Annotated in this window: 18 protein-coding genes; 7 read left to right on the top strand and 11 right to left on the bottom strand. The window is 54.8% G+C overall.

Features of this window, described 5'->3' with window-relative positions:
• Position 1: 1 nt before the first annotated feature.
• From hscA to trmJ, 7 genes are all read right to left on the bottom strand, one after another.
• Positions 2 to 1,852 (bottom strand): Fe-S protein assembly chaperone HscA, encoded by a 1,851-nt coding sequence (hscA, locus tag AB4K05_RS18165; protein WP_368481333.1) that lies wholly within the window; start codon positions 1,850 to 1,852, stop codon positions 2 to 4.
• A gap of 15 nt (positions 1,853 to 1,867) precedes the next feature.
• A complete protein-coding gene (gene hscB / locus AB4K05_RS18160; protein ID WP_368481332.1) occupies positions 1,868 to 2,383 on the bottom strand; it encodes a co-chaperone HscB in 516 nt (171 codons plus the stop codon).
• A gap of 76 nt (positions 2,384 to 2,459) precedes the next feature.
• Complete coding sequence (gene iscA / locus AB4K05_RS18155) at positions 2,460 to 2,783, bottom strand: iron-sulfur cluster assembly protein IscA (RefSeq protein WP_234502402.1); 324 nt, start codon at positions 2,781 to 2,783, stop codon at positions 2,460 to 2,462.
• A gap of 19 nt (positions 2,784 to 2,802) precedes the next feature.
• Positions 2,803 to 3,189 carry a Fe-S cluster assembly scaffold IscU gene (gene iscU / locus AB4K05_RS18150; protein WP_005120408.1) on the bottom strand — a complete coding sequence of 129 codons (387 nt, stop codon included), beginning with the start codon at positions 3,187 to 3,189 and terminating at the stop codon, positions 2,803 to 2,805.
• Between the two features lie 23 nt (positions 3,190 to 3,212).
• Positions 3,213 to 4,427: a cysteine desulfurase gene (gene iscS / locus AB4K05_RS18145; RefSeq protein ID WP_368481331.1), complete on the bottom strand. Its 1,215-nt coding sequence runs from the start codon at positions 4,425 to 4,427 to the stop codon at positions 3,213 to 3,215.
• A 160-nt stretch (positions 4,428 to 4,587) separates the two neighbouring features.
• Positions 4,588 to 5,079: a Fe-S cluster assembly transcriptional regulator IscR gene (iscR, locus tag AB4K05_RS18140; protein WP_368481330.1), complete on the bottom strand. Its 492-nt coding sequence runs from the start codon at positions 5,077 to 5,079 to the stop codon at positions 4,588 to 4,590.
• A gap of 221 nt (positions 5,080 to 5,300) precedes the next feature.
• The gene (trmJ, locus tag AB4K05_RS18135; RefSeq protein WP_368481329.1) at positions 5,301 to 6,044 is read right to left on the bottom strand and encodes a tRNA (cytosine(32)/uridine(32)-2'-O)-methyltransferase TrmJ; all 744 of its coding nucleotides are present in this window, start codon (positions 6,042 to 6,044) and stop codon (positions 5,301 to 5,303) included.
• A 118-nt stretch (positions 6,045 to 6,162) separates the two neighbouring features.
• Between trmJ and suhB the strand changes: the two genes are divergently transcribed.
• Together suhB and AB4K05_RS18125 are read left to right on the top strand one after the other, a co-directional pair.
• Complete coding sequence (gene suhB, locus AB4K05_RS18130) at positions 6,163 to 6,966, top strand: inositol-1-monophosphatase (RefSeq protein ID WP_368481328.1); 804 nt, start codon at positions 6,163 to 6,165, stop codon at positions 6,964 to 6,966.
• A gap of 143 nt (positions 6,967 to 7,109) precedes the next feature.
• Positions 7,110 to 7,538 (top strand): OsmC family protein, encoded by a 429-nt coding sequence (locus tag AB4K05_RS18125; protein ID WP_368481327.1) that lies wholly within the window; start codon positions 7,110 to 7,112, stop codon positions 7,536 to 7,538.
• 64 nt (positions 7,539 to 7,602) lie between these two features.
• On the opposite strand, the gene AB4K05_RS18120 is transcribed toward AB4K05_RS18125, so the two are convergent.
• Both AB4K05_RS18120 and AB4K05_RS18115 read right to left on the bottom strand, forming a co-directional pair.
• The gene (locus AB4K05_RS18120; RefSeq protein WP_368481326.1) at positions 7,603 to 8,583 is read right to left on the bottom strand and encodes a nickel/cobalt transporter; all 981 of its coding nucleotides are present in this window, start codon (positions 8,581 to 8,583) and stop codon (positions 7,603 to 7,605) included.
• Positions 8,574 to 9,212: a DUF1007 family protein gene (locus tag AB4K05_RS18115; RefSeq protein WP_368481325.1), complete on the bottom strand. Its 639-nt coding sequence runs from the start codon at positions 9,210 to 9,212 to the stop codon at positions 8,574 to 8,576. The genes AB4K05_RS18120 and AB4K05_RS18115 overlap by 10 nt, the downstream gene beginning before the upstream one ends.
• Before the next feature lie 116 nt (positions 9,213 to 9,328).
• On the opposite strand from AB4K05_RS18115, the gene csiE reads away from it, so the two are divergent.
• Positions 9,329 to 10,606 carry a stationary phase inducible protein CsiE gene (gene csiE, locus AB4K05_RS18110; RefSeq protein ID WP_368481324.1) on the top strand — a complete coding sequence of 426 codons (1,278 nt, stop codon included), beginning with the start codon at positions 9,329 to 9,331 and terminating at the stop codon, positions 10,604 to 10,606.
• Here the strand turns inward: csiE and AB4K05_RS18105 are convergent.
• Both AB4K05_RS18105 and hcaR read right to left on the bottom strand, forming a co-directional pair.
• Entirely contained in the window at positions 10,603 to 11,739 is a 1,137-nt protein-coding gene (locus AB4K05_RS18105) for a 3-phenylpropionate MFS transporter (RefSeq protein WP_368481323.1), read from the bottom strand. The two genes, csiE and AB4K05_RS18105, sit on opposite strands and share 4 nt — an antisense overlap.
• A 159-nt stretch (positions 11,740 to 11,898) precedes the next feature.
• Positions 11,899 to 12,789, bottom strand: a complete 891-nt coding sequence (gene hcaR / locus AB4K05_RS18100) for a DNA-binding transcriptional regulator HcaR (RefSeq protein ID WP_368481322.1) — start codon at positions 12,787 to 12,789, stop codon at positions 11,899 to 11,901.
• A gap of 137 nt (positions 12,790 to 12,926) precedes the next feature.
• Here hcaR and hcaE point away from each other — a divergent pair, with 137 nt between their 5' ends.
• Genes hcaE through hcaB form a run of 4 tightly spaced genes read left to right on the top strand, consistent with a single transcriptional unit; the run spans position 12,927 to position 15,932 of the window.
• A complete protein-coding gene (hcaE, locus tag AB4K05_RS18095) occupies positions 12,927 to 14,288 on the top strand; it encodes a 3-phenylpropionate/cinnamic acid dioxygenase subunit alpha (RefSeq protein WP_368481321.1) in 1,362 nt (453 codons plus the stop codon).
• Entirely contained in the window at positions 14,285 to 14,803 is a 519-nt protein-coding gene (gene hcaF, locus AB4K05_RS18090) for a 3-phenylpropionate/cinnamic acid dioxygenase subunit beta (RefSeq protein ID WP_368481320.1), read from the top strand. Before hcaE ends, hcaF begins: the two co-directional genes overlap by 4 nt.
• Positions 14,803 to 15,120, top strand: a complete 318-nt coding sequence (hcaC, locus tag AB4K05_RS18085; RefSeq protein ID WP_368481319.1) for a 3-phenylpropionate/cinnamic acid dioxygenase ferredoxin subunit — start codon at positions 14,803 to 14,805, stop codon at positions 15,118 to 15,120. The genes hcaF and hcaC overlap by 1 nt, the downstream gene beginning before the upstream one ends.
• A complete protein-coding gene (gene hcaB / locus AB4K05_RS18080) occupies positions 15,120 to 15,932 on the top strand; it encodes a 3-phenylpropionate-dihydrodiol/cinnamic acid-dihydrodiol dehydrogenase (RefSeq protein ID WP_368481318.1) in 813 nt (270 codons plus the stop codon). The genes hcaC and hcaB overlap by 1 nt, the downstream gene beginning before the upstream one ends.
• Positions 15,933 to 15,940: the final 8 nt, after the last annotated feature.

Below are 15,940 nucleotides of genomic sequence, written 5' to 3'. Positions count from 1 at the left end.
ATTAAACCTCGTCCACGGATTGGCCTTTCAGCGCCTGACGGACAGATTGGTCCATACGGCGAGCGGCAAATTCCTGGGTTTGTTTGTCAACGTTTTTAATGGCTTGTTCTATGGCGTCAGCATCATCGCCCACAGCTGCTGCGCTCAATTGCGCGGCGGCGGCGTCGATGTCCTGACGCTCTGCGGCGCTTAACAGCGCGGCATCTGCGGCAAGCGCGCCGTGCAGGCTTTCCAGCACGCGCGCCGCTTCCACTTTCTGCTCTGCCAGCATACGTGCTTTCACGTCTTGCTCGGCGTAGCTCATGGAATCTTTAATCATGGTGGCGATTTCGCCATCGGTCAGCCCGTAGGACGGTTTCACCTGAATTGAGGATTCAACGCCAGTGGATTTTTCCATCGCCGTAACGCTCAGCAGACCATCAGCATCCACCTGGAAAGTGACGCGAATATGCGCGCCGCCCGCCGGTAATGCCGGAATACCGCGCAGCGCAAAGCGCGCCAGCGAGCGACAGTCCTGAACCAGCTCGCGTTCACCCTGCATGACGTGGATAGACATTGCCGTTTGGCCGTCTTTAAAGGTGGTGAACTCCTGTGCACGCGCCACTGGAATGGTGGTATTACGCGGGATCACCTTCTCCACGAGGCCGCCCATGGTTTCAAGCCCCAGGGACAGCGGGATAACGTCAAGCAGCAGCATTTCGCTATCCGGTTTATTACCGACCAGAATATCGGCCTGCACCGCCGCGCCAATGGCGACAACTTTATCCGGATCGATGGAGGTCAGTGGCGTACGACCAAAGAACTCGCCCACGCGCTCACGCACCAGCGGCACACGGGTTGAACCGCCGACCATCACCACTTCCAGCACCTCTTCGGCTTCTACACCCGCGTCTTTCAACGCGCGGCGGCAGGCCAGCAGAGTCCGCTTCACCAGCGCGGAGATGAGATCGTTAAACTGTTCGCGGGTCACTTCGCCTTTCCAGCCAGCAACCTCAACGGTGACGCTGTCAGCATTGCTCAGGGCGATTTTGGCGGCGATGGCGGCGTCCAGCAGTTCGCGCTGTACACGGTTATCACTGCGATCGGCAATGCCCGCTTGTTCGCGGATATGGTCTGCCAACAGGTGGTCAAAGTCGTCACCGCCCAGCGCAGAATCGCCGCCGGTAGCCAGCACTTCAAACACGCCGCGACTCAGACGCAAAATGGAGATATCAAAGGTGCCGCCGCCCAGATCGTAAACGGCAATCACGCCTTCCTGACCAGAGTCGAGGCCGTAGGCAATTGCCGCCGCGGTCGGTTCATTGAGCAGACGCAGCACGTGCAGACCCGCAAGACGCGCGGCGTCTTTGGTGCCCTGGCGCTGAGCGTCGTCAAAATAGGCCGGAACGGTGATAACAACGCCGTCGAGTTCACCCGCAAGGGATTGCGTTGCCCGCACGGCAAGCGCTTTGAGGATATCGGCGGAGACACGAATAGGGTTCAACACACCCGCCTCAGTGACCAGCATTGGCAGGCCATTTTCGCTCGCCTGGAACTGGTAAGGCAGGTGCGGATAACGCGTTTGAATGTCCGCCAGCGAGCGGCCCACCATGCGCTTCACCGAACTGATGGTGTTGGCAGGATCCTGCGCGGCGTTGGCTCGCGCGTCGTAGCCGACGGTGTGACCCTGTGCTTGATAATGAACGACGGACGGCAGCAGGTGACGGCCCTGATCATCGGGCAGCGTCTCAGCTTGGCCGCTTCGCACGGTCGCAACCAGAGAGTTGGTGGTACCTAAGTCAATGCCCACCGCCAGACGGCGCTGGTGCGGTGCAGCACTCAGCCCCGGCTCACTAATTTGTAATAAGGCCATGTTAAGCTTCCAAAATCAGAAATCGAGCAGCTTTTCTTCGAGTAATTCAGCGCTGCTTTGGAGTTTATCGAGAAAACGCAGTTTGCGTACGGTATCCGCCGCCACGTCCCACGTCTTAGCGTCTAATTCCGCCACCATCTGTTGTTGGCGTTGGGTGTACATTGTTTTAATGCGTTTGAGCAGGTTTTCAAGACGGTCGGTGTCTTTCGCCTGTTCAATCTCGTCCAGCTCTTCGCGAAGCTCCAGTTGTTCCATCAGGAACGCGGTATCACGGACGGTGTGCTGTTCGCTGGAAAGATCAAAACCGTGCAGAGAGAGCAGGTATTCCGCGCGAGTCAGCGGATGACGCAGGGTTTGCCACGCCTGATTGATGTTTGCTGAGCGCTGAACTGCAACAAGCTGTTCGGCGTCGCTGGCGTTGGCAAATTTGTCGGGGTGATTTTGACGCTGCAGATCCTGAAAACGTGCCGCGAGGGCCTGAGTGTCTACGTGATAACCGACTGGTAATCCAAAGAGAGTGAAGTAATCCATGACGATCTCAGGGTTAACTATTTAAAACAAACCCCACGCACAGCTGTCGCTGCGGTGGGGTTAGTAGGACTAAAAACTAAACGTGGAAACTTTCGCCGCAGCCACACTCATCTTTCACGTTAGGGTTGGTAAACTTAAACCCTTCGTTCAGACCTTCTTTTACGAAGTCCAACTGCGTACCATCAAGAAATTGCAGGCTCTTACCGTCGATGACAACCTTCACGCCTTTGTCTTCGAATACGGTGTCTTCTGCCGCCGGCTCGTCAACAAATTCCAGTACATAAGCCATACCCGAACAACCAGACGTTCTGACGCCCAGACGCAGGCCAAACCCTTTACCACGGTTTGACAAGAAGGTATTGACTCGCTCTGCTGCACTGTCGCTTAAAGAAATCGACATAATGACCTCAACTCTTTATTTATTTTGCTTCACGTTTGCTTTTGTAATCCGCAATCGCGGCTTTAATCGCGTCTTCTGCCAGAATAGAACAGTGAATTTTCACCGGTGGCAGTTCAAGTTCATCGGCGATATCGGTGTTTTTAATCGCCTGTGCTTCGTCCAGAGATTTCCCTTTCACCCATTCGGTGACCAGAGAGCTGGAGGCGATGGCGGAACCGCAGCCGTAGGTCTTGAAACGCGCGTCTTCAATGATACCTTCATTGTTGACTTTAATCTGCAACTTCATCACGTCGCCGCAGGCCGGTGCACCGACCATGCCGCTGCCGACGCTCTCGTCGCTGTTGTCGAAAGAACCGACGTTACGTGGGTTCTCGTAGTGATCAATTACTTTTTCGCTGTAAGCCATGATGAATTCTCCTTATCTACCGATTAATGATGTGACCATTCAATGCTGTTCAGATCCACGCCCTGCTTGAACATTTCCCACAGTGGAGAAAGGTCGCGCAGACGGCCAATGGAGTTGCGAACCAGATTGATGGCGTAGTCAATCTCTTCTTCGGTAGTAAAGCGACCTAAAGAGAAACGAATAGAGCTATGCGCCAGCTCGTCGGTCATGCCCAGTGCACGAAGCACGTAGGATGGCTCAAGGCTTGCGGACGTACAGGCAGAACCGGAGGAAACCGCCAGGTCTTTCAGCGCCATAATCAACGACTCACCTTCAACAAAGTTGAAGCTGACGTTTAAGATGTTTGGTGCGCCCTGCTCGAGGTCACCATTGAGGTATACCTCTTCCATATCTTTCACGCCGTTCCACAGACGGTTACGCAGACCGCGCAGACGCGCCATCTCGGTTTCCATCTCTTCTTTCGCGATACGGTAAGCTTCACCCATACCGACGATCTGGTGGACAGGCAGAGTGCCAGAACGCATGCCGCGCTCGTGACCGCCACCGTGCATTTGCGCTTCGATACGGATACGTGGTTTACGACGAACATACAGCGCGCCGATACCTTTTGGACCGTAGATTTTGTGACCGGAGAAGGACATCAGGTCAACTTTCAGCTGGCTCAGGTCGATAGGCAATTTGCCCACGCTCTGCGTCGCATCAACGTGATAGATGATGCCGCGCGCACGGCACAGTTCGCCGATAGTCGCGATATCCTGAACCACGCCGATTTCATTGTTCACGTGCATGATAGAAACGAGGATGGTGTCATCACGCATCGCCGCTTCAAGTTCTTTCAGGTCGATAATACCGTTGCGCTGAGGCGCCAGATAGGTGATTTCAAAACCTTCACGCTCGAGCTGACGACAGGTATCCAGCACAGCTTTGTGTTCGGTTTTGCTGGTGATGATGTGCTTGCCTTTTTTCTGATAAAAGTTAGCAGCACCTTTAATCGCCAGGTTGTCGGATTCAGTCGCACCGGAAGTAAATACGATTTCGCGCGGGTCAGCACCCACCAGCTCGGCAATTTGGTTACGGGCGATATCAACCGCCTCTTCAGCATGCCAGCCGAAACGGTGTGAACGGGAAGCGGGGTTACCAAAGTTTCCGTCCAGGGTCAGACACTGCATCATTTTCTCGGCAACACGCGGGTCCACCGGCGTGGTTGCGGAGTAGTCGAGATAGATCGGTAATTTCATTGCTCTTTAACTCCGTACATCACTCAATGCAAGGAATCAGGCAACCGGCTGGATGTACGACCGTGTTGACGGGACCTAAGTCCCGGCCTGACTCTGAAATCTTTTTTTTATAACCTGTCCTGCCTGATGTACCTAAACGGCACACCGCAGGACCGGTGGATTATGCACGTAACTTAACGTCGATTGCGTCTTGTACGCGATTATTGCGGGAGGTGTCATGCGTATGCTGGCGGTCAGACACGTCCAGAACTTCCTGGTTGTTTACCAGTTCACCTAAGGTGATGTTGTTCAGGAAACCGGTCAGACGGTCGCTCAGGTCGCGCCACAGTGCGTGGGTTAAACATTTATCGCCGCCCTGGCAGCCACCTTTCCCTTGACAGCGGGTTGCGTCAACGGATTCGTCGACTGCGCTGATCACTTCACCCACAGCGATGTGGATGGCTTCTTTCCCCAGCAAATAACCGCCGCCTGGTCCGCGTACGCTGGACACTAAACCATTTTTACGCAGACGGGAAAACAGCTGCTCCAGATAGGAGAGTGAAATTCCCTGACGTTCAGAAATATCGGCCAACGGTACCGGGCCCGATTCGGAGTTGAGTGCAACGTCCAGCATCGCGGTCACGGCGTAACGCCCTTTAGATGTCAGTCTCATGTCTTACTTAACCTCAAACTCGCCCCTGCCCGGGCTTTTTAATATAATAATGTGGGTATTGCATAGCAGGGCCAAGTCTGACATTCCCGACTAAAACAGTCAACTATTTACTTGAGTAATTTAGTCAGGTATTTGGCGTTCCGTGCTGTCTTGGTTTGCCGGATGGCGCTTCGCTTATCCGGCCTACAGGCCACGCGATGTGTAGGCCGGATAAACCGGCATCAACGCGACGACTTACCTTTATTCTGCTGCTCAATAGAAGCAAGGATCCCACGCAGAATGTTCAGCTCCTGGCTTTCCGGACGAGCGCGAGTGAACATGCGGCGCAGCTTGCTCATCACCTGCCCTGGATGGTTTTCACGAATAAAGCCGGTAGACAACAGGGTCTGTTCCAGGTGTCCGTAAAAACGTTCTAGGTCATCAACCAGCGGATACGGTGTTTCATCTGCTTCAACAACCGGCGCATCGCTTTCTTGCGTCGCTAGCCAAGCCATACGCACTTCGTACGCAATAACCTGTACTGCCATCGCCAGATTCAGCGAGCTGTACTCTGGGTTCGCGGCAATCGCGACGTGATAATGACATTTCTGCAGTTCGTCGTTGGTCAGGCCAACACGCTCACGGCCAAACACCAGCGCCACTGGCGCATGTGTGCCTTCAGCAACACTTTTCAGTCCGCATTCACGCGGGTCTAGCATTGGCCACGGCAGCGTACGGGAGCGCGCGCTGGTGCCAACAACCAGACTACATCCTGCAAGCGCTTCGTCGAGGGTGTCGACGATCTGGGCATTACCGATAACGTCACTGGCGCCTGCCGCAAGGGCGATAGCCTGCGAGTCCGGTTTGACCAGCGGATTAACCAGCCACAGATTCGTTAAACCCATGGTTTTCATAGCGCGGGCCACGGAGCCCATGTTGCCGGTGTGAGAAGTTTCAACCAGCACGATTCGGATATTTTGCAGCATTGTCATTCTTCGTCTAAAGATTATTCGGCCATATTATCATAAAACGAAGACATGTTCTGTTCTCGCTGCTATACTCTGCGCCGTTTTCCCGTTCTTTAACATCCAGTGAGAGAGACCGATGCATCCGATGCTGACCATCGCCGTGCGCGCAGCGCGCAAGGCGGGTAATGTAATTGCCAAACACTATGAAACGCCTGACTCTGTTGAAACGAGCCAGAAAGGCAGTAACGATTTCGTGACTAACGTCGATAAAGCCGCAGAAGCGATTATTATCGAAACAATCCGCAAATCTTACCCGCAACACACCATTATCACCGAAGAAAGCGGTGAACATGTTGGCGAAGATCAGGATGTTCAATGGGTTATCGATCCACTGGATGGCACCACCAACTTTATCAAACGTCTGCCGCACTTCGCGGTATCTATCGCAGTACGCATCAAAGGCCGTACTGAAGTCGCCGTAGTTTACGATCCAATGCGTAACGAACTGTTCACCGCGACTCGCGGTCAGGGCGCACAGCTTAACGGCTACCGTCTGCGCGGCAGCATTGCTCGCGATCTCGATGGCACCATTATCGCTACCGGCTTCCCATTCAAAGCTAAGCAACACGCTCCAGCTTATATGAAGATCCTCGGCAAAATGTTTACCGAATGTGCAGACTTCCGTCGCTCCGGTTCCGCTGCGCTGGATCTGGCCTACGTTGCCGCAGCACGCGTTGACGGCTACTTTGAGATTGGCCTGAAGCCGTGGGATTTCGCTGCAGGTGAGCTGATTGCTCGTGAAGCAGGCGCACTGGTATGCGACTTCACCGGCGGTCACAACTACATGATGACCGGCAACATCGTTGCAGGTAATCCACGCGTCGTGAAATCCATGTTGGCTAACATGCGTGACGAACTGAGCGAAGCGCTGAAGCGCTAAGTCCAGACGTTGCGTCAATTAAGAAGCCCCTTAGCGGGCTTCTTTTTTTTACCCCCACCCTGCCCGCAGAATTATCTCTCTTCCCGTTACCGTCAAATCCGTCGTCTATACTTAGCCTTTTGGTAGCCAAAAGGAGAACGAGAATGACAATTCACAAGCACGGTTCGGCCCACTGGTCTGGCGACATTAAACGCGGGAAAGGCACGGTTTCTACCGAAAGCGGTGTGCTTAACCAGCAACCTTACGGCTTTAATACCCGTTTTGAAGGCGCAAAAGGCACCAATCCGGAAGAACTGATTGCCGCCGCTCACGCCGCGTGTTTTTCGATGGCGTTATCATTAATGCTTGGCGAAGCAGGTTATACCGCAGATTCAATTGATACCTCGGCGGACGTGTCGCTTGATAAAACCGATGGTGGCTTTGCCATTACCCGAATTGCGCTGCAAAGTAAGGTGGTGGTGCCCGGTATCGAACAACAGCAGTTTGATGGCATCATCCAGAAAGCTAAGGCTGGCTGTCCGGTATCACAGCTAGTGAAGGCAGAAATCACGCTAGATTATACGTTGAACTAACGCTAAAGCTGACGCCTCGGCTAAGGGGCGTCGATAAGCCCCACCATCTTCGGACTTGGCAAAGCTAGAACGGCCTTAGCCCTCGGCCTACCGGCACCGCGCTCACCCACATGACCACCGCCGCCGCCAACAGAATCACACCTCCGGCTAACGCCAGCGTCGTCCAGCCCACCTGTCGCCACAGCACCGGAGTTTTATTACCGCTCAGCTTTACCGCCAGCGTCCGGAAACCATGCACCAACAGCGCGAGCGAAGAGATGGTTAATGACGTTCCCGCCGCCATCGCCAGCGCCGACGCCACGCCCCAGGCAAACACGCCTATCACTTTACTAAACAGCAGCACCATAATGGCACCGGAGCAGGGACGCATTCCCATTGAGAGAATAATCATCAGTCGGGCGCGCCAGTCGTCGCCCTGGGAAAGTTGATCGGGATTGGGCAAATGTTGATGCCCGCAGCCGCAGCCCTCATGGTGAACATGATGCGGCGTAAACGCGGTGAAGGTTGGTTTGCGCAGTAGCGCACGCAGTTTTTTCAACGCCCGCCAGCACAGCAGGAGCCCAAGCACGCCCACCAGCGCGTAGCTAGCTTTTTCCAGCCAGAAGCTGCTCAGATGAAGTTGCCGCGCGGGTAACTGCAAAATCGTCAGCACAATTACCACGAGGCCGATGGCCACCAGCCCCTGTAATAAAGAAGCAGCCAGCGTCAGGCCAATGCTCGATTTCAGTTTTGATGGATGGGTCGCAAGCCAGGTCGTAATTACGATTTTGCCGTGCCCCGGCCCTAGCGCATGCAGCACACCATAAACAAAACTAAACAGCAGCAACGTCATTCCTGCCTGCCCCGGATTGGCGGCAACCGCTTTTAGCAAACCGCTCATTTGCTGGTTAACATCACGCTGCCAGATAACGCTTTTTAGCATCACCTGCGGCCAGAACTGCCATAACCACAGCAGTCCAACAACAGCTACAACCGCAAATAGCAACAGCGGCCACAGCTGTAACCAGCGGCTTGAAGGCTGACGGCGCGTGGAAATCACTGACATTTGATGGTGACCTTCTGCGCAAACTGTTTACCTAGCTCCATGTCTTCCGCCGGTGCGTCTTCTTTGTCGAGAGACTGAGCGTACATGAGCATATCTTCATTGGGTTTTGGCGTGTGCACATTCACTTTGCATGCGCCTTTAAAGTCGGGAGCAAAAGCGACATCGGCCTCGTGTTCGTAGCTCATATCGACATAGTAAGTTGGGTCAAAGGTTGAAAAGGTATAGGTTTGCCCCGCCAAAGGCTGCGGCTTCGCCAGCGGCAAAGTAAATGTCAGTATCGCCTGATGCCCTTCACGTGCCAGGCCATAGGCCGTAGGAAGATTTTCAAACTTCACTTTCTTGCCGCCATGCCAGAATTCGGTGAAATAATGTTGCCCCAGCACATTTGCCATCACTTCTGCGGCCAGTTTTTTCCATACTTCATCACCCGGTTTGGCGTTACCGGCGTCATATAACAGATCGGCGGAAGTCAGCTCATCCATCGTCCAGCGCATTTTCATCCCCGTCAGTTGGCCGTCACTGACCACCAATTGATTGGTGATGGTGATAAAACTGTGCGGGTGCGCGCGGGCGGATAACGATAAAACCGCAAGAAACACCAGAACCACGCATTGTTTCACTCTCTTCATCCGTTCCTCAGTGAAAAATTCTGTGACCGCCGCCAGCATTCCTTAGCGAAAGCCCGTTAACTACCGTTATCTTTTGTCTACGCTTATTCCTACTACCTGCAGCTGGATGCCAACAGATGATGACCGTACCCGAACCGCCATCTGTGCTTTCCAGTCCGCAGCGCCGCTGCCAGGCGCTGCTGATGCTCTATCTCCCAGGACACGTCATTACGCCAGAAGACATTGGCAAAGTGAATAATGTCGATGTTTCAACAAGCCGGCAAGATATCGTTGAGGCTGGACTGGAGATCGCGCGTTACCATCGTCTGGCTATCGCCACTCTGGCGGATGGCAGCTATCGGATTGAAGGCACAAATCTCGACCAGCGCCTGTGCTTACTGCACTGGCTGCGCCGCGCATTGCGCCTATGTCCGCATTTTGTTATTCACCATTTTACACCGGCGCTCAAAACGCGGCTTAAACAGCTAAAGATCGCCCGTAATCTCTATGATGAAACGAATCTGCAGGCGCTCGTCAACCGCTGTGGACGCAGCCTGCAACGGCAGTTTGAGTCCCGCGACGGGCATTTTTTGCGCCTCTATTTGCAGTACTGTTTATTACAGCATCATCAAGGCGAAAGCCCGCAGTTTAGCCCGCTGCAAAATACGTGGACCCGAGCAACCGTCGAATTCCAGACCGCGGCGGAGATCGTGCGTCATTGGCAGCGCCGCGTACAGCGAACGCCTAACCACAACGAACAGCAGTTTCTGGCGCTGTTATTTATGCTGCTCAAAGTCCCTGACCCGCAAAATGACGCATGTGAGCAAGACCAGCAGCTGCAGCTTGCCGTGACGCAATTGGTTGATCATTTTCAACGCATCGCCAACTGCCGATTCACCGACGAGGGCGGCGTCATCAATCACCTTTATATCCATCTGGCGCAGGCGCTCAACCGCTGCGTCTTTGACATCGGTATCGACAATCATTTATCCGAAGAGATTAATCGCCTCTACCCGCGACTCATCCGCACAACGCGGACGGCGCTGCTAGAGTTTGAAGCGCGGTACGCCCTGTGCTTCAGTGATGATGAAGCGGCACTGATTGCGGTCATCTTTGGCGCAGGATTAATGCAGGAAAGCGAATTGCACGAGAAACAAGTTGTGTTGTTAACGGGCGATAATCCTTCGCTTGAACAGGAGATTGAGCAGCAGCTGCGGGAATTAACCTTACTGCCGCTCAATGTGAAATATCTGGCGGTGCCAATCTTCCAGAAAGAAGGGGCACCGAAAGACAGCACGCTGGTGATTTCGCCCTACGCCATCGTCCTGCCGCTGTTCTCACCGCCGCTGATTCACGCAGAACAACCTCTCAGCGAGCATCAGCAGCAGCACATCTGCAAAATGCTCGAGACCTAGGGCGTTACCGCTTTAGGTCGTAGCACCAGTGCCGGTAGCACTACCAGCGCCATCACCCAGAACAACCCCTGGTGCAAATGCTGATAAAGGAAGCCAGCAAACATGGTCATTACGGCGATGCTGCCGCCCATGGCAACAGCGGAATAAACCGCTTGTAGACGAATAACCTCACCGCCCTGCCGCGCCGCAATGTAGCGCATCGCCGCCAAATGGCAGACCGTGAAGGTGCCGCAGTGCAGGATCTGAATCAAAATCAACCATGGCAGGCTGGTCGTCCAGCCCATCAGCCCCCAACGGATGACGCCGCAAATGGCTGAAAGCAGCAGCAGATCGCGCGCGCTAAAGCGACGGAACAGTTTTTTACTCAGCGCGAAGATCACCACTTCAGCGACCACGCCCAACGACCATAAATAGCCAATCGCCGAGGCCGAATAACCGGCGCCCTCCCAGTAGATCGCACTGAAGCCATAGTAAGCGGCATGTGCCCCTTGTAGCATGCTGACGCAGGCTAGGAAGCGCCAGTTTTGCACGACCAGTGCACGCCAAGTCGACCAGCCGACATGTTCCTGATGGCGTGACTCCCCAAGCGGCATAACCGAAGGTTTCAGCAGCATCCCGAGCAGCATAGAAGCGGCCCCAAGACTGAGCATCAATAAGATCACCTGGTAGCCATACAGACTCACCAGCTTGCCGGTCAGTGCAGAACCAATAACAAACGCAATAGACCCCCACAGGCGTACTCGCCCATAGTCCATGGTTATTTGTTTTTGCCAAGTATTCGCCAGCGCGTCGGTTAACGGCACCAGCGGCGAGAAGAACAGGTTAAAGCCAACCATCACCACCATCAGCCAGGCGACGTGGGTTCCCGCCCAGAACATCAGCACAAACAGCAGCGTTATCAAGCTCAGAATGCGCATGACGCGGATCAATCGCGACGGATCGTTAACACGTGGAGCGATCAGCAAGCTTCCCAAAAAACGAGCGACTAGGCCCGCGCCCAGCAAGAGACCGATAGTTTCAGGCGACAGCCCGGCCCCTTTGAGCCAGACGCTCCAGAAAGGAAGAAAAATACCGTAACTAAAAAAGTAGGTGAAATAACTGAGCGCTAACCAGCGTGTGGAGTGCAAGACCATGGTTCCTCCCGTTTGGAGGCGATAGTCTAATGACTTACCACACAAACAAGAGAGTACTAACGCTCATGCTTACGAGATAATTGTGACAAAGATCACCTTCTGTTTTTTTCCTTTTTGCTGTCTGTACAATTAATTATGACCCGCATGAAAAACGCCGCCTTAGCGTTCCACCATCATCAGCGGCCGCTGTGCCAGCTCAATAAAATCCCTTAAGGCAGGCTTTTGCTCGCCCTTTTTCCACGCCATAAGCAGAGCCAGCGTTGGCGCTTCGCCATCAATTGGCCGAAAAACCACCTGGCCGGTATTAAAATTATTCATATAACCGGGTATCAAAGTCACGCCCAGCCCCATGCCGACCAGGTTCATGGTCACCAGAATATTGGTTGCCACCTGCACAATATTTGGCTGACTGCGCTCTTTCTCAAACCACGCTTTCACCACCGCTGAAAGCTCGCCGGAATAGTCGGGATCGGTGGTGACAAAGTTCACGCCGTGCAGTTGCTGCGCGGAGATACGCGCTTCCTTTGCCAGCGGATGATTCACCGGCAGCACGACCACCAGCGGCTCATGAAACAGTTCGATGGCCTCAATATCCTGACCATGAATGGGGTAGCGCATCAGGCCGACATCCAGCTCGCCGCTGCGCAGCTTCTCCTCTTGCTGCGTGGTGATTAGGCTCGCCAGCTCAATGTGCGTGTCCGGCTGACGCATGCGGAGCATAGGTAGCACTTTTGGCAGCAGGTTCACCTCAGCGGAAGGAACAAAACCGATGGCCAGATGATCGTTATTTAACGCAGCCTTTCGGGCGCGCAGTTTAGCCTGTTCTGCATTGTCCAGAATGGCCTGCGCATCCTGAAAAAAACACACGCCCGCCGCCGTTAGCGTGACCTTACGTTTATCGCGCTCCAGCAAAGGCGTGCCCACGCACTGCTCCAGATCGCGAATTTGACTACTCAGGGACGGCTGTGAGGTATGCAGTTTCTCCGCGGCGCGCGTGAAGTTCAACTCCCGCGCCACCGCGACAAAATAGCGTAAGTGCCTCAATTCCATTCCCTTCTCCTTGTTATCGATAAAACGTATCAAGTAGTAGAAATTATCTATTTCACATACCGATAACCCACAAGCAACATAAGGATGACACAAAAAAGAAAAGGTCAATACCTCTTACCCCGCAGGATTAAAAAAATATGACCACAAAAGCGAAAACTGACATCTACCATCTGGTGGATACCCAAAACGGTCGGGTTACTCCGCGAATTTACACCGACCCCGATATCTATCAGCTCGAGCTGGAGCGGATCTTTGGTCGCTGCTGGCTATTTCTGGCCCATGAAAGCCAGATCCCGAAAGCGGGCGACTTCTTTAACACCTACATGGGCGAAGATGCCGTGGTTGTAGTGCGCCAGAAAGATGGCAGCATTAAGGCATTTTTAAACCAGTGTCGTCACCGCGCCATGCGCGTGAGCTACGCTGATTGCGGAAACACCCGCGCCTTTACCTGCCCATATCACGGCTGGTCTTACGGCATCAACGGCGAGCTGATTGATGTGCCGCTGGAGCCGCGTGCCTATCCGCAAGGGCTGTGTAAATCACACTGGGGTCTTAACGAAGTGCCGTGCGTGGAAAGCTACAAGGGGCTGATTTTCGGCAACTGGGACACCAGCGCCCCTAATCTTCTCGATTACCTCGGCGATATGGCTTGGTATCTCGACGGTGTGCTGGACAGACGCGAAGGCGGCACCGAGATCGTCGGCGGCGTCCAGAAATGGGTTATCGACTGTAACTGGAAATTCCCCGCCGAGCAGTTCGCCAGCGACCAGTATCACGCGCTGTTCAGCCACGCTTCCGCCGTGCAGGTGCTGGGCGCGAAAGATGACGACAGTTCCAAACGCCTCGGCGATGGTCAGACTGCGCGCCCGGTCTGGGAAACGGCGAAAGACGCATTACAGTTTGGTCAGGATGGACACGGCAGCGGCTTCTTCTTCACCGAAAAACCCGATGCTAACGTCTGGGTTGATGGTGCAGTTTCCAGCTACTACCGCGAAACCTATGAGGAAGCCGAGCAGCGGTTGGGCAAAGTACGTGCTCTGCGTCTGGCCGGTCACAACAACATATTTCCGACCCTTTCGTGGCTCAACGGCACCGCCACATTGCGTATCTGGCACCCGCGCGGACCGGATCAGGTGGAGGTTTGGGCGTTCTGCATTACCGACAAAGCCGCCTCTGACGAAGTGAAAGCGGCGTTTGAAAACAGCGCCACCCGCGCCTTCGGCCCTGCCGGTTTCCTCGAGCAGGACGATTCAGAAAACTGGTGTGAGATTCAAAAGCTGCTGAAAGGACACCGGGCGCGGAACACCAATCTGTGTCTGGAAATGGGCTTAGGCCAGGAAAAACGTCGTGACGACGGCATTCCGGGGATCACCAACTACATCTTCTCGGAAACCGCCGCCCGCGGCATGTACCAGCGCTGGGCCGACCTGCTCAGCAGCGAAAGCTGGCAGGAAGTGCAGGAAAAAACCGCCGCTTACCAGCAGGAGGTGATGAAATGAGCGCATTAGTCTCTCTGGAACTGCATCACCGCATCGGCCAGTTTCTTTATGAGGAGGCACGGTTGCTCGACGACTGGCAGTTCCGCGACTGGCTGGCGCAGTTGGACGAAGAGATTCGTTACACCATGCGAACCACCGTCAACGCCCAGACCCGCGACCGTCGTAAAGGTATACAGCCGCCAACCACCTGGATTTTCAACGACAACAAAGACCAGCTTGAACGCCGCATCGCGCGGCTGGAAACCGGCATGGCGTGGGCGGAAGAGCCGCCTTCGCGCACCCGCCATATGATAAGCAACCTGCAGGTAAGTGAAACCGACCAGCCGGACGTCTTCGCCGTCCGCCTCAACTACCTGCTGTACCGTGCCCAAAAGGAACGTGACGAAACGTTTTATGTGGGCACCCGCGTGGATAAAGTCCGTCGGCTGTCCGACGGTACGTGGCGTCTGCTGGCACGTGAGATCGTGCTCGATCAGGCGGTGATCACCTCCCACAACCTGAGTATCCTTTTCTGATGAATCGCGTATTTGCCTGCGCCACCGAGGCGCTGCCGGAGGGAGAAGCCCTCCGCTTGGAAACCTCACCCGTTATCGCCCTGTTCCACGTCGGCGGTGAATTTTTTGCCATTAACGATCGCTGTAGCCACGGTAACGCGTCGATGTCCGAAGGCTATCTGGAAGACGATGCCACCGTCGAATGCCCGCTACACGCCGCCAGCTTCTGCCTGAAAACCGGCAAGGCGCTGTGCCTACCCGCAACCGACCCGCTCACCACCTACGCCGTTCATGTGGAAGGTGGCGAGGTATTTATCGATATTCCTGAGGAGGCCTGATGAGCGATTTACACGACAACGTGGTGTTTATCACCGGCGGCGGCTCCGGGCTCGGGCTGGCGCTGGTCGAACGCTTTATCGAAGAAGGCGCGAAGGTCGCCACCCTAGAACTGTCGGCGGCGAAGGTCGCCAGCCTGCGTCAGCGTTTTGGCGAACACGTGCTGGCCGTCGAAGGCAATGTGACCTGCTACGCCGACTACCAGCGCGCGGTCGATCAGATCCTCACCGTCTTCGGCAAGCTGGACTGCTTTATCGGCAATGCTGGCATCTGGGATCACAACGCTTCACTGGTGAATACTCCGGCGGATGCGTTGGAAAGCGGTTTTCATGAGCTGTTCAACGTTAACGTGCTGGGCTACCTACTGGGCGCAAAAGCCTGCGCTCCGGCGCTGATTGCCAGCGAAGGCAGCATCATTTTCACCCTTTCTAATGCGGCTTGGTATCCAGGTGGTGGCGGCCCGCTGTACACCGCCAGCAAACACGCAGCTACCGGGCTGATTCGTCAGTTGGCCTACGAGCTGGCGCCGAAAGTCCGCGTTAACGGCGTCGGCCCCTGCGGCATGGCGACCGACCTGCGCGGCCCGCAGGCGCTGGGGCAAAATAACACCTCAATCATGCAGTCGCTGACGCCGGAGAAAATTGCCGCCATTCTGCCCCTGCAATTCTTCCCCGATCCGGCTGACTTTACCGGGCCGTACGTGATGCTGGCCTCGCGCCGCAACAACCGCACGCTGAGCGGCGTGATGATCAACGCCGATGCCGGCCTGGGGATCCGTGGGATCCGCCACGTCGCGGCGGGTCTGGATCTTTAAGGAGCGCT

The organism is Kluyvera sp. STS39-E (assembly GCF_040932435.1).
Lineage (GTDB): Bacteria > Pseudomonadota > Gammaproteobacteria > Enterobacterales > Enterobacteriaceae > Kluyvera.
This window is presented reverse-complemented; position numbering and strand designations above follow the sequence as displayed.

Excerpts from the sequence above, each read along its gene's own strand:
- hscA (WP_368481333.1), bottom strand. The coding sequence starts at position 1,852 with ATGGCCTTATTACAAATTAGTGAGCCGGGGCTGAGTGCTGCACCGCAC.
- hscB (WP_368481332.1), bottom strand. The coding sequence starts at position 2,383 with ATGGATTACTTCACTCTCTTTGGATTACCAGTCGGTTATCACGTAGAC.
- iscA (WP_234502402.1), bottom strand. The coding sequence starts at position 2,783 with ATGTCGATTTCTTTAAGCGACAGTGCAGCAGAGCGAGTCAATACCTTC.
- iscU (WP_005120408.1), bottom strand. The coding sequence starts at position 3,189 with ATGGCTTACAGCGAAAAAGTAATTGATCACTACGAGAACCCACGTAAC.
- iscS (WP_368481331.1), bottom strand. The coding sequence starts at position 4,427 with ATGAAATTACCGATCTATCTCGACTACTCCGCAACCACGCCGGTGGAC.
- iscR (WP_368481330.1), bottom strand. The coding sequence starts at position 5,079 with ATGAGACTGACATCTAAAGGGCGTTACGCCGTGACCGCGATGCTGGAC.
- trmJ (WP_368481329.1), bottom strand. The coding sequence starts at position 6,044 with ATGCTGCAAAATATCCGAATCGTGCTGGTTGAAACTTCTCACACCGGC.
- suhB (WP_368481328.1), top strand. The coding sequence starts at position 6,163 with ATGCATCCGATGCTGACCATCGCCGTGCGCGCAGCGCGCAAGGCGGGT.
- AB4K05_RS18125 (WP_368481327.1), top strand. The coding sequence starts at position 7,110 with ATGACAATTCACAAGCACGGTTCGGCCCACTGGTCTGGCGACATTAAA.
- AB4K05_RS18120 (WP_368481326.1), bottom strand. The coding sequence starts at position 8,583 with ATGTCAGTGATTTCCACGCGCCGTCAGCCTTCAAGCCGCTGGTTACAG.
- AB4K05_RS18115 (WP_368481325.1), bottom strand. The coding sequence starts at position 9,212 with ATGAAGAGAGTGAAACAATGCGTGGTTCTGGTGTTTCTTGCGGTTTTA.
- csiE (WP_368481324.1), top strand. The coding sequence starts at position 9,329 with ATGATGACCGTACCCGAACCGCCATCTGTGCTTTCCAGTCCGCAGCGC.
- AB4K05_RS18105 (WP_368481323.1), bottom strand. The coding sequence starts at position 11,739 with ATGGTCTTGCACTCCACACGCTGGTTAGCGCTCAGTTATTTCACCTAC.
- hcaR (WP_368481322.1), bottom strand. The coding sequence starts at position 12,789 with ATGGAATTGAGGCACTTACGCTATTTTGTCGCGGTGGCGCGGGAGTTG.
- hcaE (WP_368481321.1), top strand. The coding sequence starts at position 12,927 with ATGACCACAAAAGCGAAAACTGACATCTACCATCTGGTGGATACCCAA.
- hcaF (WP_368481320.1), top strand. The coding sequence starts at position 14,285 with ATGAGCGCATTAGTCTCTCTGGAACTGCATCACCGCATCGGCCAGTTT.
- hcaC (WP_368481319.1), top strand. The coding sequence starts at position 14,803 with ATGAATCGCGTATTTGCCTGCGCCACCGAGGCGCTGCCGGAGGGAGAA.
- hcaB (WP_368481318.1), top strand. The coding sequence starts at position 15,120 with ATGAGCGATTTACACGACAACGTGGTGTTTATCACCGGCGGCGGCTCC.